General features: G+C 47.9%; 20 protein-coding genes and 1 tRNA gene. 9 read left to right on the top strand and 12 right to left on the bottom strand.

Features of this window, described 5'->3' with window-relative positions; all coding sequences use genetic code 11:
- Positions 1-32: 32 nt before the first annotated feature.
- Complete coding sequence (hrpB, locus tag H9I35_RS08435) at positions 33-2,561, bottom strand: ATP-dependent helicase HrpB (RefSeq protein ID WP_187418979.1); 2,529 nt, start codon at positions 2,559-2,561, stop codon at positions 33-35.
- Between the two features lie 140 nt (positions 2,562-2,701).
- Here hrpB and H9I35_RS08430 point away from each other — a divergent pair, with 140 nt between their 5' ends.
- On the top strand, positions 2,702-3,901 hold the full coding sequence (locus tag H9I35_RS08430) for an integrase catalytic domain-containing protein (protein ID WP_187418950.1): 1,200 nt from the start codon (positions 2,702-2,704) through the stop codon (positions 3,899-3,901).
- Positions 3,902-4,076: 175 nt separating this feature from the next.
- Positions 4,077-4,268 carry a hypothetical protein gene (locus H9I35_RS08425; RefSeq protein ID WP_187418978.1) on the top strand — a complete coding sequence of 64 codons (192 nt, stop codon included), beginning with the start codon at positions 4,077-4,079 and terminating at the stop codon, positions 4,266-4,268.
- Positions 4,269-4,325: 57 nt separating this feature from the next.
- On the opposite strand, the gene H9I35_RS08420 is transcribed toward H9I35_RS08425, so the two are convergent.
- The 7 genes from H9I35_RS08420 to H9I35_RS08390 all read right to left on the bottom strand — a co-directional run bounded on the left by H9I35_RS08420 (position 4,326) and on the right by H9I35_RS08390 (position 9,900).
- Positions 4,326-4,399: transfer RNA gene (locus H9I35_RS08420), tRNA-Ile, on the bottom strand.
- 58 nt (positions 4,400-4,457) lie between these two features.
- Entirely contained in the window at positions 4,458-5,396 is a 939-nt protein-coding gene (locus tag H9I35_RS08415) for a hypothetical protein (RefSeq protein ID WP_187418977.1), read from the bottom strand.
- 118 nt (positions 5,397-5,514) lie between these two features.
- The gene (locus tag H9I35_RS08410) at positions 5,515-6,555 is read right to left on the bottom strand and encodes an outer membrane protein assembly factor BamD (RefSeq protein ID WP_187418975.1); all 1,041 of its coding nucleotides are present in this window, start codon (positions 6,553-6,555) and stop codon (positions 5,515-5,517) included.
- A gap of 216 nt (positions 6,556-6,771) precedes the next feature.
- The gene (locus H9I35_RS08405; RefSeq protein WP_187418973.1) at positions 6,772-7,611 is read right to left on the bottom strand and encodes a hypothetical protein; all 840 of its coding nucleotides are present in this window, start codon (positions 7,609-7,611) and stop codon (positions 6,772-6,774) included.
- Positions 7,612-7,742: 131 nt separating this feature from the next.
- Positions 7,743-8,570 (bottom strand): TPM domain-containing protein, encoded by an 828-nt coding sequence (locus H9I35_RS08400; protein ID WP_215905292.1) that lies wholly within the window; start codon positions 8,568-8,570, stop codon positions 7,743-7,745.
- Positions 8,561-9,265 (bottom strand): TPM domain-containing protein, encoded by a 705-nt coding sequence (locus H9I35_RS08395; RefSeq protein ID WP_187418972.1) that lies wholly within the window; start codon positions 9,263-9,265, stop codon positions 8,561-8,563. Before H9I35_RS08395 ends, H9I35_RS08400 begins: the two co-directional genes overlap by 10 nt.
- A gap of 29 nt (positions 9,266-9,294) precedes the next feature.
- On the bottom strand, positions 9,295-9,900 hold the full coding sequence (locus tag H9I35_RS08390; protein ID WP_187418971.1) for a LemA family protein: 606 nt from the start codon (positions 9,898-9,900) through the stop codon (positions 9,295-9,297).
- A gap of 128 nt (positions 9,901-10,028) precedes the next feature.
- On the opposite strand from H9I35_RS08390, the gene H9I35_RS08385 reads away from it, so the two are divergent.
- Both H9I35_RS08385 and H9I35_RS08380 read left to right on the top strand, forming a co-directional pair.
- Positions 10,029-11,423, top strand: coding sequence for an ATP-dependent 6-phosphofructokinase (locus tag H9I35_RS08385; protein ID WP_187418970.1), 1,395 nt, complete (start codon positions 10,029-10,031; stop codon positions 11,421-11,423).
- 1 nt (position 11,424) lies between these two features.
- Entirely contained in the window at positions 11,425-12,138 is a 714-nt protein-coding gene (locus H9I35_RS08380) for an IMP cyclohydrolase (protein WP_187418969.1), read from the top strand.
- A gap of 126 nt (positions 12,139-12,264) precedes the next feature.
- On the opposite strand, the gene H9I35_RS08375 is transcribed toward H9I35_RS08380, so the two are convergent.
- Positions 12,265-13,716 (bottom strand): MBL fold metallo-hydrolase RNA specificity domain-containing protein, encoded by a 1,452-nt coding sequence (locus H9I35_RS08375; RefSeq protein ID WP_187418968.1) that lies wholly within the window; start codon positions 13,714-13,716, stop codon positions 12,265-12,267.
- Positions 13,717-13,844: 128 nt separating this feature from the next.
- Here H9I35_RS08375 and H9I35_RS08370 point away from each other — a divergent pair, with 128 nt between their 5' ends.
- From H9I35_RS08370 to H9I35_RS08355, 4 genes are all read left to right on the top strand, one after another.
- The gene (locus tag H9I35_RS08370; RefSeq protein WP_187418967.1) at positions 13,845-14,915 is read left to right on the top strand and encodes a DUF2804 family protein; all 1,071 of its coding nucleotides are present in this window, start codon (positions 13,845-13,847) and stop codon (positions 14,913-14,915) included.
- A 69-nt stretch (positions 14,916-14,984) separates the two neighbouring features.
- On the top strand, positions 14,985-16,967 hold the full coding sequence (locus H9I35_RS08365) for a hypothetical protein (RefSeq protein WP_187418966.1): 1,983 nt from the start codon (positions 14,985-14,987) through the stop codon (positions 16,965-16,967).
- A 20-nt stretch (positions 16,968-16,987) separates the two neighbouring features.
- Positions 16,988-18,382 carry a cell envelope integrity protein CreD gene (creD, locus tag H9I35_RS08360; RefSeq protein ID WP_187418964.1) on the top strand — a complete coding sequence of 465 codons (1,395 nt, stop codon included), beginning with the start codon at positions 16,988-16,990 and terminating at the stop codon, positions 18,380-18,382.
- Positions 18,379-19,758: an MATE family efflux transporter gene (locus H9I35_RS08355; RefSeq protein WP_187418963.1), complete on the top strand. Its 1,380-nt coding sequence runs from the start codon at positions 18,379-18,381 to the stop codon at positions 19,756-19,758. Before creD ends, H9I35_RS08355 begins: the two co-directional genes overlap by 4 nt.
- A gap of 75 nt (positions 19,759-19,833) precedes the next feature.
- Here H9I35_RS08355 and H9I35_RS08350 read toward each other — a convergent pair whose 3' ends face one another.
- Positions 19,834-20,892 (bottom strand): glycosyl hydrolase family 18 protein, encoded by a 1,059-nt coding sequence (locus H9I35_RS08350; protein WP_187418961.1) that lies wholly within the window; start codon positions 20,890-20,892, stop codon positions 19,834-19,836.
- A 19-nt stretch (positions 20,893-20,911) separates the two neighbouring features.
- On the bottom strand, positions 20,912-22,519 hold the full coding sequence (locus H9I35_RS08345) for an ATP-binding cassette domain-containing protein (protein WP_187418959.1): 1,608 nt from the start codon (positions 22,517-22,519) through the stop codon (positions 20,912-20,914).
- 448 nt (positions 22,520-22,967) lie between these two features.
- Here H9I35_RS08345 and H9I35_RS08340 point away from each other — a divergent pair, with 448 nt between their 5' ends.
- A complete protein-coding gene (locus tag H9I35_RS08340; RefSeq protein WP_187418957.1) occupies positions 22,968-23,969 on the top strand; it encodes an ABC transporter substrate-binding protein in 1,002 nt (333 codons plus the stop codon).
- Positions 23,970-24,130: 161 nt separating this feature from the next.
- On the opposite strand, the gene H9I35_RS08335 is transcribed toward H9I35_RS08340, so the two are convergent.
- On the bottom strand, positions 24,131-25,297 hold the full coding sequence (locus H9I35_RS08335; RefSeq protein ID WP_187418956.1) for an aminotransferase class I/II-fold pyridoxal phosphate-dependent enzyme: 1,167 nt from the start codon (positions 25,295-25,297) through the stop codon (positions 24,131-24,133).
- Between the last annotated feature and the right edge of the window lie 20 nt (positions 25,298-25,317).

Raw genomic sequence — 25,317 nt, 5'->3', positions numbered from 1 at the left:
AATATCTCCGCACAAATAAAATCCGATCGGAGCTATTCCCTCTCGGCGGCGCGGTAATCCCAGTTGTGTTTCGGATAACGGCCTTTCATCTCTTTACAGATTTCCGGCCACGCGCCGCTCCAAAAACCTGCAAGGTCGTCGGTAATTTGAAGCGGACGCCTCGCGGGAGAAAGTAATTTGAAAAGCACCGGCACGCCCATAACGCGGGGCGTTTCAAAACAGCCGAAGATACGTTGAACGATTATCTCGATCGTCGGACGAACAATCCCTTCCGCAGCCGTATCGTATAAAAGCGTACAGGATTTTCCGTTCGTGAGTACAATCGTTTGCGGCACATTTTTATCGATCTTCGCTCCGTCAAGATAATAATAAAGCGCATCGTATACCGAGTTTTCGCGGAGCGTAGTTCCCGTCAAAAAAGGCGGAAGCCATCCGCGTACGGTTTTTATTAAATTTTCTTCGGACGACTTTGCGATCGTATGTGTGCCGTCAACGCTTGCCGCATCTCCGCCGTCAGCCGTGCTGCAGGCTCTCGTATGCGCTTCATAAAAACGAGCACGCGCTAAAAACGCTTTCGTCTTTTCGCCGAGCGGAAGCCGTGCGATGCCGTTCTTTTCGACTGCGCGGCACACGGCGTATGCGAAATCTTCATCCTGCGCAGCAACACGTCTTTCCGCCAATACGATTTTCCCGAAACAAGTGTATTCGGTTTTTCGAAGCGAATGAGTTCCTTCCGCAAACTCCGTTTCCGTATACGTTTCGCTCCGCACCGAAAGCCACGCTTCCGCTTTTTCCGCAGAAAGCGCTTCCCATCGATAGATGCGGCCTTCCTTTTCCCCCGCGTCCACGAGGGGCGCAACGATCCACTCGGGAAAAACGCGAAAAGCGTCGCGATCCTTTTTGGGAAGAGACGCGACGCGGCCGGACGGAAATCGATACGTACCGTCTCCTTCGAGACGCGCGATACGATCGGGAAATCCCGCAAGCAGCAAAACGGCGGAAGCGGCTTTACCCTCGGTCGAGCCGGAGTTTCCGCACAGATCGGGAAAACGGGATGCACATTTTGCAAGCCGCTTTACAAGATCGGAAAAAAAACGTTTTTGCAAGGCGGACGGAGAATCCGCATAAGGAGAATACGCGAGCACGCATTCAAGCGCCGCTTCGACACAGGGCGCAAGACCGACGCGCTCTTTTTTCGATATCCCGCTTTTTTTCTCTGCGCGTTCTCCGGCGTTTCCGAAGCGGAGCGCCGAGAGCGCAACGCAGGCAAGGCGCGGGTGCAGACCGAGTGTGAGCGCGGCTTTGCCGAGGGACGTGATACGCACGGAATTTTCCGCATCCGCCCTGACTTCCTCGCTCAGACAGCCGAGCATAATTAATAATTTTTGTGCGCTCTTCCAACCGCCGGCACTAGGAGGCGTGAGCCATGAAAGAGCATCGCGCGTGTAAACGCCCCGTTCGGCGCATTCAAGCACGAGTTCGGTTAAATCGGTACGGGCTATTTCGGGTGCCGTCTCCGCAGCGCGTACATCGTTTTCGCGCCACAAACGCACGCATCGGCCGCGCTGCATACGCCCCGCTCTGCCCTTCCGCTGCTCCGCCGAAAAGACGCTTTCGATTTCGGTGACGAGCATTTCCATGCCGGCGGCAACGTTCATGCGATTGATTTTTACCAAACCCGAATCGATGACGACGCTCACACCGGGAACGGAAAGAGACGTCTCCGCGATCGCCGACGATAAAATAACACGACGTCGGGAAAAGTCGTCAGGAGGAGAAAGCACTTTTTTTTGTTCGTCGAAATCGATCGAACTGTGCAAAATCAAAATATCCGCGTCGGCAGCTTCGCGTTCGAGTTCCGTCGCGGTTTTTCGAATATCGGCTATGCCAGGAAGAAATACGAGGATGCTTCCCCGATCCTGTGTTCGCAATTCCCGCATCACCGCATCCGACGGAAGCACGGCACCTGCGTATTCGACGTCGACCGAAAACTGACGGCCGGGTACGGCAAACACCGGTGCCCCTTCCCCTCCGGCTGCAAGATAGGACGACAGTGATGCCGTATCGATCGTCGCCGACATAACGACGACGTACAAATCCTCACGAAGTGAAAGCGTCTCTTTTAAAAATGCAAGCGCCAGATCCGCCTGCACCGAGCGCTCATGAAATTCATCGAGGACGACGACGGAAACGCCGTCCAAAAACAAATCATCCTGCAGCATGCGCGTCAAAACGGCTTCGGTCATAACGGTAAAGCGCGTAGCCTCCGATACCCTCGATTCAAGGCGCATCATATAACCTGCGGTTTTTCCGACCTCCTCTCCGAGCAGTGCCGAAACTCGAGATGCGACGGAAAGAGAGGCGATCCTCCGCGGTTCGAGCATAATAATTTTTCCGGCAAAGTGATTGAGAAGCGCAAGCGGAAGCGCCGTCGATTTTCCCGCACCCGTCTCCGCAGTAAGTATGAGAGAATGAGAAGAGGAAGATTTAAGAGCAACACAGATATCGTCCAGATGCGGTGCGATCGGAAGCTGATTAATAAGACCGGGATAAACGTACACGCCGCATTATACTCGTTTCAAATGCGCCGAAGCAAGCCGTCGCATTGCATCACGTTAAATCTAACCGAAAAAAAAGCCGTTCCTCACGTAAAAATCTAACCCAAATCTGAGTCACAATAGAAGCCCGAAGGAAGGGCACCATGGGGTTAGATATGAAAACGAAAAAGAAATTGACCGAAGAAACGGCAAAACGCTACTGTACGGCAAACAAGAAGCGCAAGACGAAAATCATCGACGAGTTCACCGCAACCACCGGCTACAACCGAAAATACGCCATCCACATCCTCAAAAACAGCGCACGCATAAAAATAACACACTTCAACAACGTCGAAAGAAAGAGTGTACAGATCATCAAAAAGCCTCGTAAAAAGCGGCACTATGAAAAATACTACGGTCAAGATGTGCAGCGTGAAGTTATTCGACTGTGGCTATTTTCGATGTACCTGTGTGCAAAACGGCTCGTACCCTTTATCCGCGACAATATCGATTACCTTGCCCTCAAGTTCGGCTATACTGAACAACTGAAAACAAAACTTGCTCACATATCAAGCGCAACGGTCTCAAGGATACTCAAGCCGGAAATCCCCAAGCATTCCATCCGCGGTATTGCAACGACACGACCGGCAAAGAATCTCAATAAACTCATTCCGATCCGCACCTTCTTCGATTGGGACGAACGAAAACCGGGCTTTTTCGAAGCCGATACGGTCGCTCATTGCGGTACAACTACGGAAGGACAGTATATTTGTACCCTGACACTCACCGACGTTCATTCAGGATGGACGGAAAATCGTGCGCTTTTGAATAAAGCTCATCGGTGGGTCAAAGAAGCGACAGAGGACGTGAAAATACACTTACCCTTTGCTATGAAAGGCATTGACAGCGATAACGGACGTGAGTTCAAAAATATACAGCTTTTGCAGTGGTGTGAACTAAATCATATTACGTTCACCCGAAGCCGGTCGTACAAAAAAAATGACAACTGTTTTGTTGAACAGAAAAACGACAGCGTGGTAAGGCGTATTGTCGGCTACTATCGATTTGAGGGAGAAGCTGCCTGTGTTGTCTTAGCAGAACTGTATGAAAGTTATAATAAGCTCGTTAATTTCTTTTTTCCCTCGATGAAGATTATTGCAAAGCAACGAATAGACGCAAAGGTCATAAAGAAATATGATGCGGCTAAGACTCCCTACCGAAGGCTTATGGAAAGTAAGGAGGTAAGCAAGGCGGTAAAAGCTGAGCTTTTCAGGAGAAAGAACAGATTGGATTTACAACAGCTGCTTGACAAGACACAACTCTTGCAGCGTAAGCTTATCGCTATGGCGGTGCAACGGTCATAGCTACGGTTAGATTTTTACTTGAGGAACCGAAATCGTTTCGGTTAGATTTTTACGTGAGGAAATACGGCCGTTTCAGGACATCGATTTTCAGGATATCAAATCAATTATTATTAATAATTTGTTATTTTAATTTTCAGTATTGATTTATTTTTCGTGTTACTGTATATTTATTAATATGAAAGCAACAACAAAAACAGCCGTAAAAAAAACGGCCGAAAAAACACCGCGCAAAGCAAAAAATCCTGCTGAAGCGTCAAAGTCGCACTCTATTTCATGCGATGATGTAAGATGGGATAAAATTCAAAAGCTTGCCGAAAAAGCCGGCATGAACGTTTCCAAATACATCATCTCGAAAGTATTGAAATAGCATACACTGTTTAACAAAAAAAACCGCAAGGCAACCCCTTGCGGTTTTTTTATCCGTTGGGCCAGCCAGGACTTGAACCTGGGACCAATGGATTATGAGTCCACTGCTCTAACCGACTGAGCTACTGGCCCGATTAGAGAAGAATCGTATCAGAAAATTGCGTTTTTAGTCAATATGAGATTTTGTATATTATTTATTCACAAATTCTTCCGGACTTATATCTGAAGATAAATCCGTTACGAATAATATTCCGCTTTCATTTTGGGCAACTTTCCGTACGAAAAGATATATTTCTTTTCCTTGTAATTCCTTTTCTTTATATCTTTCTACGAGTTTTTCCGGCCACAACAGCATGATTTTATTTTGTGAATTTTTTATATATCCGACGAACGAATAATTCAGATTTTGATAATCGGGGATCAATCCCGATAAAACGGCAGACATATATAATTTTAGATAATCCGGATCTTGTATTTTCGGATAGTCCGTTAAAACATATCTGAACCTGACGGCCTTATTTATGCTCAATTCTTCAAAATTTGTATTTTGTATATCGATTTCTTCGTAGTTGAAAATATTCGGATTCGGAATTCTGCGGTATAAAACGTTTACTATTGAATACCAATACAGACCCGACACGTGCTCCGAATAATTCGACGTATAATATTCCAAGTAGAATTCTTTGTGTAATGTATACATACTTATCATGACATCGTTTGTATTCATTAACGGACTTGATTTTTCGCCTGCAATACCGATTGTTTTTTGTGTTGTAATTTCATCACCGATATTAACATTTTCAGGAATAGATGTCAGATTTGAATATATCATGTGAGCATCAACGGACTTCATTGCACCTTCAAAATAATAATCGAACTTGGAGACCACTTCCACATATTTGCCGAGATTTGTCGGATTATCGTCATTTCTATTCAAATCGACAATTTTTCCATGATACATACTGATAATATTGCTGTTCTTCGGGGTCTCCAAAGTCACGCCTATGGAAAATATATCGTTTACTTCTTTTGTTAAAATAAAGTTTAATGACTTCAATGAATAATCTTCTGAAAAAGCGAAACCCGATAGACATAACAAATATAAAAACAGCAATACATTCTTTTTCATTTTTTCCTACCCCCCAGCGGGCGTATAACATCCCCATGCCTCACAGCCGGACTTATTTTTTTGTCAGACTGGAGCAGGTGTCAGATTTTTTATTTTAATTATAAACAAATCGTATATTCTATCTCCGAATCTTAACTAATTTGTACGTACTATCCAAGTAGTAAGCTATAGATTCTTTATCTGAGTATAAATCGGGATAATGAATCAGATATGGAGAACCCTCAAACATATATTTTATTTTTCCGTGTAAACGTATGATCTGAAAATTATTATCACAGTATCCAATAATAAATAACGTTTTGCTGTCCCCCCCAGGTCCCGCATAGCTTCCTATAGGTAATAGCAACTCATTATTACTGTCTCCATTTAAGTCGATATAATAAGCCCATTCCGATAACATTTCACCATTATTCGGTAATCGTAAGATACTATTCCGGAGAACTTCCGAAAGTTCTATATCTTCTTTTAATTTCAATAAGAACTTATTTGAAGATGATTCGTATTGATAAATCAACAGCCGACAGTAAGCATAATTAGGGTACGGATTAAAATGAGGCAAGCCGGAAAGCACAATGATTTCTTCTATCCCGTCATTATTCAAATCACAAGCAATTCTAAAAAGTTCGAAATTTGTTTTATATATGCTTTCAATGCTCGATTCTACTGCAATATCATTGTTTTTCAATACATCTTCAACTGTCATGTTGACACAATAACTGTTTATTAATCCTAATAAGCGTTCATTGTTGTATAGTATATCGGTATCTATTCCTGCCAATATGGAATTATATAAATAATTAAAGGCAAGATCTTTACTGTTTGAGAGTGTAAGCAGAGCCAAGTAATAATTTGCCCACATAGCTGTTTCCCGAGAAGACCCTTCTAACATTTGAAAATCATAATAAGCTGATGAAAAGTCTCCGGTTTTATAATTATTTATCGCTATTTGAAGTACCGATCGTTCGTGATTGACCCCATCTTCAGGATAATAATACAATAGACTATCGCGTCTAATTTCTTCATAGATTTTTCTTGCGAGAATATAATCTCCGCTAGCAAATGCATCCTGTGCTTTTTTACGCATTTTACCGACTTTCAAATAAGTGCATGATGGATATAGTACACAAATAAGTATAAGTGACAAAATAATCCTTTTCATATTACATCCGATAAATCTAACATGGTTTTAAACCGCATTGCGGCTTGGCCGCAATATCTGCTTTGAAAACGCAAGCTTCGTAAATAATACAAACATAAAAAAAGCATAACTTTTTTTGTCATTATTTTTCCGTATACGCCTATGACATATCAACTTAACAATTCGCTGAAGCCGCCCAAAACCGCTCCCCCCGCGCCGGCTTCGGGCCGTGCCGCTTCAATCTTTTACGCTTATTTTGAATGTGACCGTTTTGCCTGCCATATATTCAGGTTTTACATACGTATACGTAACCGTTTTTGAATCGCAATCCGTTACTTCAAGGATAATTTTTGAATCGGCCTTATAATCGATTTTTAAGAATTCTTCTTTTGATGAAATCGTATTCGTTTCATACAGATAAACAGTACCCTTTTTGAAGGTAAAATCCGTTACAAATCCTCTAAAACCTTTTTGAATCGTATTTGATTTTTTATCTTTCAACTCATATTTCATGTGAGGTAAAGATGTCAATATATACTCGTCATTTTCTTCGACAACCGTTTTATCGGTTCCTTCCATAGTCGGATTTAACACTGCATTTATAAACTGTGAAATAATATTTTTCGTTTTTCCTTGCAGAGAGTCCATATCAAGCAAAACCGATTCGGCTGTTTGTACATCGATAATATCATATACGACATTATTTTTATTTATATTGTATATGATTTTATATTCTTTATGCGCTTCAAATTTTGCTATCAGCACTTTTGAAAAGCTTGTAAAGAGGTTTCCGCTGTTAAATCTCACACTGATGGAATGTACGCCTTCGTTGATCGTAAATTCCTGTATTTGGCCGGGCCTTAATTTTTTCGACCACCCTTTAACACCGAATGCCGCTATGTGACTTGATGTATCGATTCCGGTGATTTCAAGATTTTTATCTACCGTAATTTTCGCCGTCGATCCCTGTACGGCACCGTCCGAATAATAACCGTGATCCAATACAGACGTTGAAGCGCAAGCGTTAATAATTATTAATCCGACCAGCGAGCATAAAATCGAAATAATTTTTTTCATTTTTTTCTCCTTGCACCGAAGTCAGTGCCTTGACATTATAGTAAACCGCGAATCGGCAACACGTATCCGACTAACCGCTTTTCTCCGTACCTGCCGCAATTATCCTGTGCCTCGCAGCATCAGCGCAGACTTTACCAGCCGCCGGAAGCGCCGCCCCCGCCGAAACCTCCGCCTCCGCCCGAAAAGCCTCCGGAAGAACCACCGCTTGAAAAGCCTCCGCCCGAAGAGGACGAAGAAAAACCGCTTCCGAATGCGGAACGGTATATCCTGCTTGAAGGATATCGCCTGTTGTAACGAGCGCTTATCATCGCGAACAGCACATTGATCAGAAAAAAGACAATAAACGCGGCGATGGGAATCACATCGGTAGGCAGTGTTTCGTCCGCAACGCGCTTCGAAACGAGTTCTTCATCGCCGGCAACGATTCCGACCATATTCTTTACGCCTGCGCTAATACCTCCGCCGTAGTCGCCGTTTTGAAAATACGGCGCGATAACATTCCGTATGATAAGGCCGCACTTCATATCGGTCAGTTTGTCTTCGAGACCGTAGCCGACTTCGATACGCATCTTGCGCTCTGCAAGCGCAACGATAAGGATCGCGCCGTCGTCTTCACCTTTTCGGCCGAGCTTCCACTCGTCCGCAACTCTGATGCCGAACGATTCGAGCGAATCACCCGCAAGCGTTGCAACGGTCAAAACCACAATTTGCGCGCCTGTAGTATCTTCGAGCGATTCGAGATAGGACGAAAGCTCTTCTTTTTCCGAAGAGCTCAAAAGGCTCGCATTGTCGACGACGCGACCGGTGAGAGGGGGAACGTCGAGCGCCGCAAGTCGGAAAGCCGTCATCATCGAAAGAAAACACAAAAGCGCCGTCGGACGGAAAAATTTTATTAATGAAGTTAAAATCACGATTTTCGAAATCCGGAATGTTCCGGCAGCCGTTCGATTCAGTACCATTCCGCGTCCTCCAATACGATAAGGCCGTCGGGCAGTTCGTTCGGGTTTTCTTCGCGGGCGGGAAAATGTTCGGCAAGGAGTTCGCCGCATTTTCCGATCGCGCCGATAAAAGCGTTTACCGCATTTCCGGATTTTATCTCCGCAGCGAGTTCATCCGAAATGATGCGCCACAGGTCGTGCGATATTTTTTTTGAAATGCCCGAATCGGCGACGATGCGCACTTGTCGTTCCAAATACGAAATGAAAATCAAAATGCCCGAATGCTCGGCCGTATCGTAAACGCCGCATTCGACGAAGAGACGGAAAGCACGCCGCGTAACGCTCGCTATCCGAACGCTTTTCGGCACAACGATGCGGTCAAGCGCAGGTATATTAAAAAGTTTGAATGCCGCGGCTATGCTTACAAAGCAAACAAAACCGTAGAAAGCCGGCAGCATCCATATCCTCTCCGTCCACGCAAAGAGAGCGTACGTATCGGTTATTTTTCCCACAAAGGGCAAGAGAAAAGCAAAGACGACGGCTGAAGCGCATACGGCGGCAAGCAGTTCCCAAAACGCATAGTGCGCGCTTTCCGGTGCAAGCACGATTTTAATTTCACCGGTCGTCTTAACTTCCGCCTTTGAAACCGCTTCCGCTATTCTGTCGAATTCGGCATCGGAGAGCTTGAGCCTTTTGAGCATTGTCTGCGTTTTCATATATCATTCAATATGCTTGCGCCCGGATTTTAAAACTGGACTTTCGGAGCCGACTGCGCTTCGCCGTCCGCGCTGAAATATTGCTTTGCGGCAAATCTGCCGAAAGATGCGATAAAATTGTTCGGAAGCCTTCTGATATACGAGTTGAACTCTTGAGCCGCTTCGTTATAACGCTGTCGCGCCACGGCAATGCGGTTTTCGGTTCCTTCGAGTTGATCCTGCAGCGCGAGAAAATTGGTGTTCGCTTTGAGTTCGGGATAATTTTCCGCGACGGCCAAAAGCCGCTGCAAGCTTCCGGAAAGACTGCTTTGAATTTGCTGATAACGCGCAAACGCTTCCGGATTCGTCAAAATCGATTCGTCGACATTTACGACGCCGCCGGCGCGCGACCTCGCTTCCGCAACTTGCGTGAGTACGTCGCTTTCATGGCTCGCGTATCCTTTGACGGTCGAAACGAGATTCGGAATCAAATCATATCTGCGCTGATATTGATTTTGCACTTCAGCCCATCGGCTCGTGACGCTCTCGTCCATCGACACCATGTTGTTGTAAACTCCGCATCCGCGCGATGCGAACAAAAAAATAATTACCGCGACCGCAATAAGCGCCGTCAATCCCTTTGATAATTTCGCCATAATAATTCCTCTGTAAAAATAATGTATATACGCTTATAATATACCGTTTTTCCGCTGCAGAAATCTATACGTGCGTATTGAAAAAAAAAGCCATTATCTATAATATAAAATAATAAGAGGCGTAAAGTATGACAGACGAAAAATATGATTTTACGATTGAAACGCTCGGACCGTGCAAAATTCCTTCTCCGATCCAGCTCTCCAATGTCATCGGAGATTTCCGTGCAAACTATGTCAAAGATGATTCGTTCGTACGGTACCGCGTAAACGTATTTCACGGCGGCGAAGAAGACGATCAGACGTCGGCAAACCTCATGCAAAAAGCGGGTCCTCGTCAATATATTTATTTCGATCCGAATCACGTAAAGGCGGGCATCTGCACGTGCGGCGGACTTTGCCCGGGCCTCAACGATGTCATACGTGCGATCGTCCGCAATTTATACAATCGATACGGGGTACGCCGCATCCTCGGCTTTCAATACGGCTTTAAAGGATTTTTCCCCGATCAGGGATTCGAAACGCTCGAACTGACACCGGACAATGTCGACGAAATTCATAAAATCGGCGGTTCGTTTCTCGGTACGAGCAGAGGCGGCGGCGACCGCGTTTCGGACGTGGTCGACTGCATCGAAAAGCTCGGCATCGGCATGATGTTTATCATCGGCGGCGACGGAACACAGCGCGGCGCGCTCGATATCGCAAACGAAATAGAGCGGCGCGGATTGAAAGTGGCGGTCATCGGTATTCCGAAAACGGTCGACAACGATCTTTTGTTCATCGACCGGTCCTTCGGTTTTGAAACGGCGGTGCAGCAGGCAAAAGAAGCCGTCGCCTCGATCCACATGGAAGCGCACTCGCAAATCAACGGCATCGGCTTGGTAAAACTCATGGGGCGCGAATCGGGATTTATCGCTGCCGAAACGGCGCTCGCGTCCCACGAAGCGAATTTCTGTCTTATTCCCGAAGTTCCGTTCGATATGGACGGACCGAACGGTTTTCTTTCATACCTCGAACAGCGCTTAAAAGAGCGTCATCACGCCGTCGTTATCGTTGCCGAAGGCGCGGGACAGGAACTGCTCACGAAGACGAACGAAACGGATGCGTCTGGCAATATCAAACTTGCGGATATCGGCGTATATCTCCGCGACGAAATTACGAAGTATTTTAAAAACAAGCACTTCCATATCAATCTGAAATACATCGATCCGGGTTATCAAATCCGAGCGGCCGTTACGACGGCGAACGATTCCATCTACTGCGAACGTCTCGGCAACAACGCCGTACACGCGGCTATGGCCGGCAAAACAAAGATGGTCGTAGGTCTCGTACACGACAAGTTCGTTCATATTCCCATAAGCGAAGTAACGCGCCACCGTAACGTCGTAGACACCGAAGGCGCTCTGTGGCGCGATGCGCTCGAAGCGACCGACCAGCCGATCCTTATGGTAAACAATATGGAATCCGCCCGCGAACGTACGGCAAAGGCGGCCTGCAGCGGCAGAAAAAAGCCGAGCGAAAAATAACATGAAACCGATTTCTCTTTCCGAAACGCTGAAACAAAACGAATACCCCGGACGTGGCATCGTGCTCGGAAAATCCGAAGACGGATCTGCCGCAGTCGCCGCGTATTTTATTATGGGCAGAAGCGAAAACAGCAGAAACCGCATTTTCGCCGCCGAAGACGAGGGGATCCGTACCGAAGCTTTCGACGCTTCTAAAATGAAAGATCCGAGTTTAATAATTTACGCGCCGGTGCGCGTGCTCGGGAAAAATACGATCGTCACGAACGGAGATCAAACCGATACGCTGTACGAAGGCTTATCCAAGGGACTGACATTCGAACAGGCGCTCCGCTCCCGCACCTTCGAACCGGACGAGCCGAACTATACGCCGCGCATTTCCGGCTTGCTGCACGTCGAAAACGGATCGTGCGATTACGCGCTTTCGATCCTCAAAAGCGATAACGGAAATCCTGAAAGCGCATGCCGCTTTACATTCGCATACGACAATCCGCAGGACGGCGTCGGACGCTTTATCCACACGTACCGCGGAAACGGAAATCCGCTTCCGAGTTTTGAAGGAGAACCCGTGCCCGTCGTCATCCGCGGCGATATCGACGTCTTTACGAATCGAATATGGGAAAGCCTCAACGCAAACAATAAAGTGTCGCTTTTTACGCGTTTTATAAAAATAGAAACCGGCGAATGCGAAACGCGCATCGTCAATAAAAACGCTTAATCGGCCGAGTATATATTATTCTATTCGATTTCGTAGCTTTCCGGAACTCGAAATTTCCAACCGTTTCGTGCATCAAATGAATGGCGAGTTTTATTCAGCTAATATTTTCTAAACTCGACATTTAACTTATTCGATTTCGTAGCTTTCGCCGTATTTTACGATCGTCACGTTCGGATATCCGTGTTCGGCGAGGTAAGCTTTGAAAAATTCCTGCGCGTCTTTTTCACCGTGTACCATGAAGATCCGTTTGAGGCGGCTCGTGTCGACAGCGTCGAGCCATGCCGTGATTTCCGTATAATCGGCATGAGCGCTGAACGCATCTATCTGTTCGACCGACGCGCGCACCGCATAAAAGTCGTTCATTATCTTCACTTCTTTATCGCCGTCGAGAATTCTGCGGCCGAGCGTGTTTTCCGCCATATAGCCGACCGCAAGGATAATATTGCGTTCGTCGCCGATATTATTCGCGAGGTGATGAAGTACGCGCCCCGCTTCGCACATACCGTCCGCACTGATGATGATCATGGGTCCGGCTTTTTTGTTGAGCGCTTTGGATTCGTCGACGCTCGCAGTAAAATTGAGCGAGCTGAAACCGAAGGGATTTTTGTGATGTTTTAAAAACGCTTCGTTCGTCTCTTCATCGTAACATTCGGGATGTACTTTGAACACGCTCGTCGCGTTCGTCGCCATCGGAGAATCGACATAGATCGGAATATCGGGAATTTTTTTCGCATCGACGAGCAAGTGCAGGTAAAACACCAATTCCTGCGCACGTTCGATCGCAAACGACGGAATGATGATTTTCCCGCCGCGGCAAACCGCTTCGTTGACGACGCGTTCGAGTTCGTGCATGGCGAATTCTTTTTCGGCGTGCTTGCGGTTGCCGTAGGTACTTTCGATGTAGATATAGTCCGGCGCCGGCACTTTCGTTTCGGGATCGCGGATGATCGGCTGATTGCGACGCCCCAAATCGCCGGTATACAAAATGCGCGTTTCGTTTTCACCCGCGTGTCCCGGATGCGGCGCGCTGATTTTTCCGTGCAGTCCCTTTATCGTAACGCTTGCAAACGCCGAACCGAGTATGTGCCCCGCGTCGAAAAATTCGAGCTCGACATCCGGCGCGATGTACATTTTCCGGTTGTACGAAAGAGAGACGATTTGATTTGCCGTCGTGATGCAGTCGCGTTCCGAAAAGAGCGGCCGCCACGTAAATTTTTCACCGACTTTGTCGGCTTTCTTTTTCAAAAATTCGGCGTCTTTCGCCTGAATGCGTGCACTGTCCATCATAACGATGTTCGCTATGTCGCGCGTCGCGGGCGTCGCATAGATATTGCCGGTAAATCCCTTTCGCACGAGCACGGGAAGCTGTCCGCAGTGATCGAGGTGACCGTGCGTCAAAATCACCGCTTCGACTTTATCCGCCGCAATCGCAAAATTGCGGTTTTTTTCGTCGGCCGTTTTCCGCTTTCCTTGAAACGCACCGCAATCGACCATAAACGTACGCCCGTCGATTTCAAATATATGTTTCGAACCGGTTACTTCTTCGGCCGCTCCGAGCGAATACAGCTTGATCCCCATCGCACGACTCCTTGCATGCTTATACTATTGCAATTCACCGCATTGCTCAAGCAAAATCGGATGAATTGCGCGAGTGATATTTTTACTGTATAATGGACACAAGTGTTTTACAGTTTTCGAGGTAGCGATTGTATTCAAGAAAAGTAAGCGAAGCTCCCGAATCGATTATCACCGAAGGTAAAGTACGGTTCGGAACGTTTTCAAGTGCGCCGCAAAAACTCGATATAAAAGGACTCAAAGCTCCGTTCGGCGGAATTCCGATTCCGGCATTTTTAACGAATTTCCGAATTAAAAGCCGTATCGCATATATGTTTTCGATCGGCGATTATATCGGTATGATCGAATTCTTCGACGATAAAATGTTCGGTCTCGCAGAAGTCATTTTTTGGTATCGTTCCACCGGAAAAAAATTCGTCTATCATACGTTCATGCCCCCGCGCTTCCGCTTCGTCCCTATACGGCTCGACAAAGCCGCCTGTATCAATCACAAAAAATCGCGCTATATCCGCATTTCATGGAACCGAAAGCGCGACCGTATTTCGGTCACGTTCAGCGTAAAAGGCGATACGGTACGCCCTGCGGCAACCGGCACATTCGTTTCGCATTTCAGCGATCCGCTGCATGCCGAACTCGTCGTCGTCTCCCCCGCTCCGACAACAAGGCGCTGTTCCGCTTCATGGCTTTCGGCGATGAGCATACAAGGCTCCCTCAATATCCTTCCCGGAAAAAAGACGACTGCCGTTCCGATGAGCGAAACTTCGGGACTTGCTTTTATGGTGATGAACCGAACGTATTACCGTTATCATTCGAAAAGCAAAATGATGTGCGGACTCGGCGACTACGAAGGAAGGAAACTGTTGTTCCGTTTCGTCATGACGAATATGGATGCCGAAGAAGCGAATGACTGCAATGAAAATATCGTCGTATTCGACGGAAAAACGACGCCGCTTCCCGAAGTAACGATTACGCATCCGTTCGGAAGCGCCAAAACGTGGGTCGTACAGGATACGGAATCCATGGTCGATCTCACCTTTACGCCCGTTTCAATCAACAAGCGGGTTTTAAGCATTCTCGTCATGCGTACCGACTCTTCTACGATTTTCGGAACCTTCGACGGCGTCCTGCTTACCGGCACGGGTGAAAAACTTTTCCTCAAAAATTTCCCCGGCATTGTGAAAAAAAACAGACTGCGTATTTAATAAACCGCAAAGCCGATATCGATCGATTCCGCATTCGGTCAAGCGATATTTTTAAACGGAGGTACGGGAATGGCCAAAGATTCTTTTAACAAAACGGCGGACTGGGCGCCCGGCACTCTCGATAAAACGAGAAAGGCGATCGGCGATATCGATCCGAAAGAAGCGGCAACGCTGGCAAAAAAACTCGGCGGCCAAGTTTTAAATGAACGGACTGCGCATGCGGATTCTCCCGTACAAAATACGCCGCGTGCCGGGCGTCCTTCCGCACCTTCTTCCCGCACGCCTCACAATCCGTCAAGTCCGTCTTCCGGAAGCCGCTCCAAAACATCCGCTTCATCTTCCTCTTCTCATACGCCCGTAAAGCACAGAAGAAAAAACGATCTGCAAACGCTTTCTCCGAAACTTTGCACTGAAATCGATAAACTGATGATGTCGAGCGAATATCAAATCAAAGCGAATTACGGCATCTTCAATTTTATCCGCCGGTTTCAAAAAGACGGCACCGAAAAAATTTTGCCGGCATTTTACGACGTAACGCTGAAACTCTATATCGACCAGATGGAAGCTTTTATTACGGTTATTAAAACGCTCATACAGACGGCGCCTCCTACATACAAAACGAAGATAGCCGGCGGCAGTGAAATCAAATTCAAATTTTTACGAATGGTCGCCGGATGGACGATGCAAAATATCAAACTCGCATACGGCGATCTGTTCATGCTGCCTCAGCCGATCCTCGTCTGCGATCTCATTCCTTTTATCAAAGCAATCTACCGGCCGCTGATGACGGTTTATTATTACGGCAGTTCGAAGATCCCGAAAATTATTAAAGAGATCTATACCGATCAAGCGGTTTACCCCGATACCGACAAAGAAAAACTCCAGTCGCTTGCAAAAGAAGCGATCACGATATGGCTTTACATCGATACCGAAATCATCAGAAAATTATATCCGCTGCTCATGCGTATGTGTTCGGACTCCTACGAAGTGTATCCCGTTTTCTTTTCGGTAAAAGTAGCCGATATCCTCCAATTTGTCGATCTTCATAAATTCGATTTGCTGCTTCCCGATAAACCGAAAGAAGAAGTGAAAATAACCGAACGTAAAGAAACGGTCGTACGTGAAATTCACGGCAAGCGCGATGAAACCGTCAACACGGGATTGAGCCTGCTCGACAGACTCTTCCCCGAAGCCGGTTTTCAAAAACTCGATACGCATCCCGATCTCTTTCCGTATTTTCAGCCGCTTTATAAATTCGGCGACGGTTTCAATATTTTATCGCCCTCAAATCCCATGCAGGTAACCGTCGTTCTGCTCCGCATCATCGAAGATTTTTTTCAAGGATGCCGCAATATCGCTTTCGTCAAAGAAGAAACCGGAGGCTCGCAATCCGATTCGATCGACGCAGTACTCGATACGTGGTCGGCATATCGGGAAGACGTTTTCAATAAATTATACGCCGAGCCGCTCATCTATTTTGCCAACCAAATATATTCTCAAAGCGATTTCGAATCTTCGGCTTTCGGCAAAAAATCGATTACGAACCTTTTATGGCAGGCGCAGTATCAATTTTTACCCCAACTGAAATTCAAACCCCTCGTGCTCGAGCGTCCCGTAAACGACAGCAAGTACCCGCCTCTGTATAAACGCATCGACTTCATACGCAAATATTTTACCGACGTTGCAAATGCATGCGATGCGGTGGCTCATGTACGCGGAACCGTCGATTCGGTTAAAAATCCGTGGGAACATTATCGATTCGATATTCCGAATGAAATTTCAAAGCGGCTCGACGTTTTGCTCGGCGCGCAAAACACGACGGCGACGACGAACGCGACAAATGCGAATTTATTAAAATATACGCTGTGTATCGCAGCCGTACTCGACTGGTGGATCAACAATCCCGACAGTCCCGCTTACTCCGTGCCGCCGACGCAAGTGTACCGCATTTCGGAAGAAGACGGGAAACCTCAATTTTCCGTACCCGAACGGCACGATCAAAACAAATTATTTGCCGAAGCCATACGCTCGGCATATCAAAACAAATCATAAAATATTTTCAGGAGCATTTTATGGACAAAAATAAATTATTAAATTCCGCAGGAAAGATCGGTGTAAAACCTTTCATCATTCTCATACTTGTGCTGCTCTTTTTGATACCGCTGCGCATGCTGGACTCTCTCGTCGACGACAGAAAATCATACCAAAAAGACGCCGTTCGTTCGATCCTCGAACCGAAAGGCGGCGCTCCGGTCATAGAGGGATTCGTAATCGCCGTACCGTTCAAGAAAACGGTCGACGTATGGGAAAACGGCGTAAAACGTTCCGAGCGAAAAACGAATTATATCGTGTGCGTACCCGAAACATGGAATATGCGTTTTTCTGCAAAACCCGAATACCTGACGCGCGGCATCTTTAAAGCGCCGGTATTTTCCGGAACGGTACATTCCGACGGCGGCTTTTCCGCAGTCGATTATTCGTATAATAAAATCGACGAACGCGACATCGTGTGGAACGAATGCGTTTTGATGCTCGGCATTTCCAATAAAAAAAATCTGACGAAACTCCCCGTCATCACCGCGAACGGAACGCCTCTCGAAATGTCGCTCATGTCGCCTGAAAACGCAAGTCCTTTTTCAAATACGGTGTTTTATAATTTACCGGCCGAATACTGCAAAAAAGGATTTTCGTTTACGGCTGAAACGGGAATCCAAGGCGGACGATATTTTGCGGCAATGCCGATCGCAGCCGACAATACTTTTTCCGTCGAATCGACGTGGCCGACGCCGGGCTTTACCGGAGGATGGCTTCCGACCGAACGCAGCATTTCCGACGGGGGTTTTTCCGCCGTATGGAATATCGCGGGTCTTTCGACCGTTTTTCCGAAAGAGTGGATCGCATCGGAAAAAAAGGACGCGCCCGTAGCGGCAATGAGAAAATACAATGAAAAGTACGGGTACGATTCATACGACAGGGACGGCGACGCTGCCGAAACCATACAGATCGATTTTGTAACGCCTGTCGACAATTATCAAAAAACCGAGAGGAGTATAAAATACGCGCTTCTATTTTTAATAATTCCTTTTATTACCATATTCATATTCGAAATTTTTACGCATGTAAAAATTCATCCGGTACAGTACTGTCTCATAGGACTTGCCGATGTCATATTTTATCTGCTGCTCCTGTCGGTTTCCGAACACATTTCCTTCGGCGCAACTTATTGGATCAGTTCGGCTGCGGTGAGTTTTCTTTTGTTGTTCTATGCGGCCGCAATTTTCAAAAGGCCTAAATGGGGCGCCTGCTTTGCGCTCGTTCAGATGGTATCGTATATATTTTTATTCGGTACGCTGCAAGCCGAAGACTACGCGCTTTTGATCGGCAGCCTCGGATTGTTCTTCGTCGTAACGCTGCTCATGGTGCTGACGCGGAAAATCGATTGGTACGCCGCGCAGGAAGAAAATTGACGGAGCGGACGAAATCGCCCGACCTTGCAAAATTATTAAAAGAGCGCAATGAAATTCCGCTCTCCCGTCTTCTCTCGTATATATGGCACTTCAGCGTGCCCGGCATGCTCGCTCAAGTTTCTTCGATTTTGATGCAATATATCGATGCGGCTATGGTCGGAAGGCTGGGCGCGGAAGCGGCCGCTTCGATAGGACTCGTTTCGCCCGCGCTTTGGATGTTCGGAGGATTGACCCATTCGCTTTCGGCGGGCTTTACCGTACAGACCGCACAGGCCGTAGGTGCAGGCGACGAATACAGAGCAAAACGTCTTTTGCGCCACGCGATTGTCGTGTGCACGATTTTTTCAAGCGTCGTCGCCTCTCTGAGTGCGGCAATGAGCGGCATGCTGCCCGTATGGCTCGGAGCGGAAGATGCGATCAGGAACGACGCTTCCTCTTATTTTTTTATATTTCAGCTTGCACTGCCGGTTTTCCAGATCGTATATTTGATGAGCGGAATGCTGCAGGCATCCGGCGATATGAAAACGCCGGCCGTATTGAACGCGCTCATGTGTGCGTTCGACGTCGCATTCAATTATGTATTTATCATCATACTCGATCTCGGAGCGGCGGGTGCGGCCTACGGTTCCGCCTGTGCAGCCGTCATAACCGCCGTTTTGATTTTGTACAGAACGCTCCGTAAATCTCCCGTACTTGCGCTCACAAAAAAAGACACGTGGAAAATCGATAAAGGCGATTTTATGCGCGCCCTCAAAATCGGTTTACCTGTCGGAGCCGAACAAACTGCATGGAGCGGAGCGGTCGTCGCGTCAATGCGCTTTATCGCGCCGCTCGGAGCCGTTTCTCTTGCGGCAAATTCTTTTGCGGTAACGGCGGAGTCGCTGTGCTATATGCCGGGCTTCGGCATACAGGAAGCGGCATCGACTCTTGTCGGACAAAGCGTCGGCGCAAAACGAAGCGATTTGGCAAAACGATTTGCGCGGCTTACGACGGCCAGCGGTATGATCGTAATGACGATAACGGGTGCAATCATGTATGCGATTTGCCCCGCAGTGTTCGCCTTTTTGACGACGGATAAAGCCGTACGGACGCTCGCCGTACGCGTGCTGCGCATAGAACTTTTTGCAGAACCTCTTTTTGCCGCCGCCATCGTCGCTTCAGGCGCACTCCGCGGAGCCGGCGACACCCTCATTCCCGGTATTATGAATCTTGCAAGTTTGTGGGGCGTGCGTATCGTACTGACAATTTTCCTCGTGCCGAGATTCGGATTGTACGGAGCATGGATCGCGATGGGCATAGAACTCTGTTTCCGCGGCATGATTTTTTTAATACGCCTTACGCGGACGAAATGGGAAAAAATAGCGTACGCGGGATAAAATCGGACCGACGATATTCCGCGTACACGAATGAATCTTATCGCGCAAGCAGCCGAAAAACCGTATTGCCGCAATCTATTTTATTTTTATCCATTGCCAAAACAATTTATCTTCCTGACCTAGCCGCCAAAATGAAATATTGTTAATTTTCTTTTCTTCGTAGAGACGGCATTTTTTTACGAGCGAATAGGTGTCGTCGAAATAGCCGGTTACGTTGACCGTAGCGGTATAGTTTATCTTTGCGACGCCGCCTTCGTCGCGTTCGACGGCAACTACGCGGTTTTCAAGCATTTTACGGTTGATGCCGCTGAAATACCACGCACCCGCGTGCCGCTCTTCCATCCATGTGCGTCCGTAAAACGGAAGTCCCATGACGATTTTTTCTTTGGGAATTACCGTAAGCGCATAGTCGGTGACGTTTGCGCACCATGTGTAAGATGCGACCGGTCCCGGGCTGCTTGTACTCCAGTGTTCATCGTACGCCATGATGATAACCCTGTCCGCAATTTCACCGATGGTCTTATACGGAAAGATATCGTCGGAGATAGTACGTGTCCGTGCCGGCACGCATACGCTTAAAATTTTTCCGCCGATCAATTTTTTCATATCGCGCAAAAAAGTTAAAAAATTTTCCCTGTCGCGCGCGGGAATATACTCCATATCGATGCAAAGACCATCAAAATCCGCCGCCGCTTCCGCAAGAGAAGTTTCAAATCCTTTTCGAAAACCGAGATTTTTATCCAATACGAAATGAACGAGCGCGCGGCTGTCGCATGCAAAGGTAAGATGCACGCGGCCAGCAAACGATGAAAGCGACGATCGGCGGGGCACAGCGTCGAGTTCCGCATAATTGTTGAGCGTCGCGGTAAAGAGCGCGATATCGGTGAGCGGAGCATCCAAATCGATTTCTTCAGCCCGCTCCTGAAGCGCGAAACCCCACACTTCACCGAATGAAGAGTGTTCTCCGTCTATCGCTTCACGAGGATATGCGGCGCCTTCGTTTTCCGAAAGCGTCCGTTCGGCATACTCCGCCGGAGTTTCCTGAGGCGGCACATCTTTTTTTCCTCCCGCCGAAACAAAAAAAGGAAAAAGCGACAGCATTAAAATTATTAATTTTTTTCGGTTGTCGGTCATTTTTGCGTATTCCTGTTATTTATATTGTTATTATTTTATACATCGGCGTTTTGCCCGGATGCAATTCGAGTATGTGTTTTTCGCAGGCGAGGACTTCGTCGCTTTCGTGCGTCACGTGAAGAAGCGTCGTCGTACCGCTTTCCGCAATCGTTTCGAGCAGGTCGAGCACTCGCCGCCGGTGATTTTCGTCGAGACCGTGACAGGGTTCGTCGAGCACGAGGATGAGCGGGCATTTTACCGCGGCACGTAAAATCAAGACTGCGCGCTGTTCGCCGTAGCTGAGCGCGGAAAAAATTTCGTTACCGCGTCCGGAAAACCCGCCGAGCGAAAGCCATTTTTCCGTAGCCGCCGTTTCCATATCGGTCGCTTTTCCGTATAAGCCGATCGAATCGCGGAATCCGGAAACGACCACGTCGCGCAGCGCCGTTCCGCCGAGCATGCGGTATTCGACATGCATCCGGTAAGACACGATGCCGAGCTTCGCTTTGATATCCCACATCGTTTCACCGCTCCCGCGACGGGAACCGAATACGCGAACGTCGTTCGAATACACTTGCATATTGTCGCCGGTTATCAATTCGAGGAAAGTCGTTTTGCCCGAACCGTTCGGCCCCCTGATGAGCCAGTGTTCGCCTTCGTACAGTGTCCAGTTCAAATCGACAAGCACGGCGTGTCCGTCCCATCCGACATTTACGCATCGCATTTCGATAAGCGCACGGCGATCCGATTGTGTCTTTTCTTGCGAAACGGAATCATCATCCATCATTTTCAAATCGTTTTGAAAATTGATAATCTGCCGGACGAATGCCGCCTTGTCGGTGCTTCTCGTTTTCGCATTTTCTTTTTTTCGTTTTTCGATATTTTTTTCGTAATCGCCTTTCGTACCGCAAAATGAAAGCGCGCCCTTGTTAAATTCGATCACGTGCGTTACGGCATCGGGAATTTCCGTATAACGCTCCGCACCGAGGATGATATACGGATCCGCTCCGTCCGGTACGTGTTCGGCGCGCTGTTTGAGAGCAATCGCATTGAAAAAGTTTTTGAGGATCGTACGGCTTTCCGCATCGAGCCCCGCAAAGGGATCGCTTAAAATTAACAACTTTTTTCCGGAAACAAGGGCGCGGGCGAGCAGCGTGCGGCGGATTTCGCCGGTAGACATATATTTCAGCCCACGCTCGAGCACCGCTTCTATGCCGCATAATTTTACCGCCCGATGTGATGCGATCGAATCCAAAAGTTCGGGCGTCACGGATTTTTTTTTGTCTATACCTGTAAGCGCTTCCGCGATAAAGGCGCGCCCCGTTCGTCCGATATCGACTCCGCCCTCGCAGTATTCACTTTCGTCGTTATCGCGCTCTTCTTGGATAAGAGTGGCGGCGCGTTCAAGCGAAACGATTTCCGCAGCATTATTAAATTCCGAAAAAAATCGGCCGCTCGTTTCGCCGTCGTTGGGTACGATACCGAGTTCCCCCGCAAGCGCCGAAAGAAAAGCCGCTTTTCCTCCGCCGTTCGCCCCCGTGACAAGCCACACTTCGCCCGTCCGCATAGTCCACGAAACGGACGCGATCAATATGCGCTTTGCGTTTTCGATGCGGCAATTTTCCAGTGTAATGAGCGCGCGCTGCATTGTATCAGTATACTGCAAAAGCCGTGAAATGTGTATGGAAGATTTTGCAACCGTACGGCACGGATGTCGTGTCGGCAATTTGCAAAACGATTGCCGCACTTTACTCTCCGATGCCTATTATTCTTTTTGCGATACGGATCAAATATTTTATACAAAGGGGGAAGTCTCCCCCTCGCGCGCACTTCGTTGCGCGCTACCCCCTCTGCGGGGTCACCCCGCAACGCCCCGTACAATTACGGAAGACGCGAGTAAATCCTGCGCGGGGAACTTCGCGCTCCGCGCTCGTTGCAAGTGGCGCGGGGAACTTCGCGCTCGTTGCAAGCCCGGCACCGTTCCGCTTTTTTTTGCTCTTGACATGTTTCTATAAATAGTATTATACTGTTGTTACTGTTTGTAGAAACAGACAAAAACAAATCCGCCTGATGCGGATATACAATAGGAGTTTTGTATGAAAAAATTATGTGCGGCTTTTACGGCGGTCTTGTTTACGGCGGGCCTTGTGTCGGCGATGGGAGGGGCGGATGCGCCTTCTTCGGGTAAGACTTATAAGATCGGGATTGCGAAAATCGTGCAGCATCAAGCGCTCGACGACATCGAGCGGGGCATTATGGATGTGATCAACGAATCGGGCATCAAAGCAAACTACGATTTGCAAAATGCAAACGGAGACGTAAATACGGCCGCTCAAATCGCATCGCGTTATCGCGACGAAAGAGTTGATGTCGCCGTCGGTATTGCAACCCCCGTTGCCGTCGCTCTTGCCAATACGATCAAAGACGTGCCTGTCGTATTCGGAACTATTACCGATCCTGTCGGTGCGGGACTCGTATCGACGACGGCACACGGCGAGCGCAACGTAACCGGTATGAGCGATGCGATTCCGACCGACCAGCATGTTAAATTATTTAAAGAAGTCGCGGGAATCAAAACGCTCGGCTACATCTACACAAGCAATGAAGCCAATTCAGCAAGCGCGCTCAACCTCGTAAAAAAAGGATGCGCAGAACAGGGGCTTACGCTTGTGACGCAAGCGATTACGAATTCGTCGGAAGTAAAGCAGGCGGCCGAAACGCTCGTAAAGCGAGTCGACGGTCTGTATCTTTCAACCGATAACACGGTGTTCAGCGCGCTTCCCGCCGTCGTAAACGTTTTTGCCAAAGCGAAAAAACCGATCTTTTCTGGAGACGTGACGGGAGCGAAAAACGGCGGCATCTTTATGGCAAGCGGTTTTAATTATTATAAAGCCGGGCGCGCAACGGGCGAAATGGTCGTAGAGATTTTGCGCGGCGCAAAGCCTGCAGATATGCCGATCCGTTTTATGACGGAACCGAGCGACAGCGATCTGCTCATCGACGTCGATGCGGCAGCTGCATGCGGCATTGCGATTCCGAAAAAATATGCGGAGAGTGCGAATTATATTTATCAAAACGGAAAATTGACGGCTCGATAAGGATGAGAATTGTTTTGTTAAAAGCCGCCGTTATACGTTTGCCGACATCCGCTGCGCATCGGCCGGCTTTTAGGCCCAACGGCGAGTTCCGAAAATCTGACTGAGTATTGCCGAAAGCATACGCTCTTTCGAAACATTTTCGAAACTCGGCTTTCAGATCGTTACGATTTCATTGCGGCGATCGCTGTGTCGAGATCGCGGATAAGGCTGTCCGCCGTTTCAAGTCCGATGTGAACGCGTACGAGCGAAATCCTGTCGTCGGGGATAACATCGTTCGGATAACGGGAAACGGCAGCCGGAACGACGAGGCTTTCATAGCCGCCCCAGCTTACGGCGCGCTTGAACATCTTAAGCGAATCGGTGAATTTCCGTATCTCATCGAGCTTACGCGTTTTGAATCTGAATGAAAAAAGACCGGCGCCTCCTCTCATCTGCTTCATGGCAAGATCGTATTGGGGATACGACGGCAAAAACGGATACAGCACGTCTTCCACTTCGCTTCTACTCTGCAAATATGCGGCGACTTTTTTCGCGTTTTCAAAATGCACCGGCATACGGATGTGCAGCGTCCGAAGCCCTCTCAAAACGAGCCATGCCATAAACGGATCGGGAACCGTTCCGTGCAGCTGGAATTCGCTTTCAAAAATCTTTTTGATGTCTTCATCGGAACCAACCATAACGCCGGCGACAGCGTCGCTGTTTCCGCTCATATATTTCGTTACAGAATGCACGACGATATCGATGCCGCAATCGATCGGATTTTGGAAAATGGGTGTACACCACGTATTGTCGATAACGGTTTTGATGCCGTGCTTTTTGGCAATTTGCGCGACGGCCGAAAGATTCTGCAGCTTGAACGTAAACGTCGTCGGACTTTCAAGATAGAACAGTTTCGTATTCGGCTTTACGGCGCGTTCAAACTCTTCCGGGTCGGTGCCGTCCACATACGTCGTTTCAATACCGAATCGTGCAAGATACGTCGTAAATAAATATTTCGCCCACGAATAACTGTCCCGCACCGCGACGACGTGATCGCCCGTTTTTAAAAAAGCCATGACCGCGCCGGAAATCGAGGCGACGCCCGAAGAGACGAGCTTCGCACGCTCACCGTGCTCGAGCGCGGCGATCTTTTCTTCGAGCAGATTGACCGTAGGATTGTTTCCCCGGGAATAAATAAAATGCGACGGTTCGTCGGCGAGCGCATCTTTAAAATCGTCGAACGATTTGAAACAGAATATCGATGTTTGAAAAATGGGCGGGCTTACCGCATTGAGCGGGAGCGCGTCTTCTCCCATGTGATGCAGGATTTCGGTGATATCCTTTACCATAACAGTGCCTCCAAATTATC

The organism is Treponema sp. Marseille-Q4132 (assembly GCF_014334835.1).
Classification (GTDB): Bacteria; Spirochaetota; Spirochaetia; order Treponematales; family Treponemataceae; genus Treponema_D; species Treponema_D paredis.
Note: the sequence above shows the minus strand (reverse complement) of the source record. Positions and strands in the feature narration are given on the sequence as shown.

Coding starts and splice junctions, on each gene's coding strand:
- H9I35_RS08395 (WP_187418972.1), bottom strand. CDS start 9,265: ATGAAAACGCAGACAATGCTCAAAAGGCTCAAGCTCTCCGATGCCGAA.
- H9I35_RS08405 (WP_187418973.1), bottom strand. CDS start 7,611: ATGAAAAAAATTATTTCGATTTTATGCTCGCTGGTCGGATTAATAATT.
- H9I35_RS08350 (WP_187418961.1), bottom strand. CDS start 20,892: ATGACCGACAACCGAAAAAAATTAATAATTTTAATGCTGTCGCTTTTT.
- H9I35_RS08340 (WP_187418957.1), top strand. CDS start 22,968: ATGAAAAAATTATGTGCGGCTTTTACGGCGGTCTTGTTTACGGCGGGC.
- H9I35_RS08430 (WP_187418950.1), top strand. CDS start 2,702: ATGGGGTTAGATATGAAAACGAAAAAGAAATTGACCGAAGAAACGGCA.
- H9I35_RS08345 (WP_187418959.1), bottom strand. CDS start 22,519: ATGCAGCGCGCGCTCATTACACTGGAAAATTGCCGCATCGAAAACGCA.
- H9I35_RS08380 (WP_187418969.1), top strand. CDS start 11,425: ATGAAACCGATTTCTCTTTCCGAAACGCTGAAACAAAACGAATACCCC.
- H9I35_RS08410 (WP_187418975.1), bottom strand. CDS start 6,555: ATGAAAAGGATTATTTTGTCACTTATACTTATTTGTGTACTATATCCA.
- H9I35_RS08375 (WP_187418968.1), bottom strand. CDS start 13,716: ATGGGGATCAAGCTGTATTCGCTCGGAGCGGCCGAAGAAGTAACCGGT.
- H9I35_RS08400 (WP_215905292.1), bottom strand. CDS start 8,570: ATGGTACTGAATCGAACGGCTGCCGGAACATTCCGGATTTCGAAAATC.
- H9I35_RS08415 (WP_187418977.1), bottom strand. CDS start 5,396: ATGAAAAAGAATGTATTGCTGTTTTTATATTTGTTATGTCTATCGGGT.
- H9I35_RS08390 (WP_187418971.1), bottom strand. CDS start 9,900: ATGGCGAAATTATCAAAGGGATTGACGGCGCTTATTGCGGTCGCGGTA.
- H9I35_RS08385 (WP_187418970.1), top strand. CDS start 10,029: ATGACAGACGAAAAATATGATTTTACGATTGAAACGCTCGGACCGTGC.
- H9I35_RS08365 (WP_187418966.1), top strand. CDS start 14,985: ATGGCCAAAGATTCTTTTAACAAAACGGCGGACTGGGCGCCCGGCACT.
- creD (WP_187418964.1), top strand. CDS start 16,988: ATGGACAAAAATAAATTATTAAATTCCGCAGGAAAGATCGGTGTAAAA.
- H9I35_RS08335 (WP_187418956.1), bottom strand. CDS start 25,297: ATGGTAAAGGATATCACCGAAATCCTGCATCACATGGGAGAAGACGCG.
- H9I35_RS08425 (WP_187418978.1), top strand. CDS start 4,077: ATGAAAGCAACAACAAAAACAGCCGTAAAAAAAACGGCCGAAAAAACA.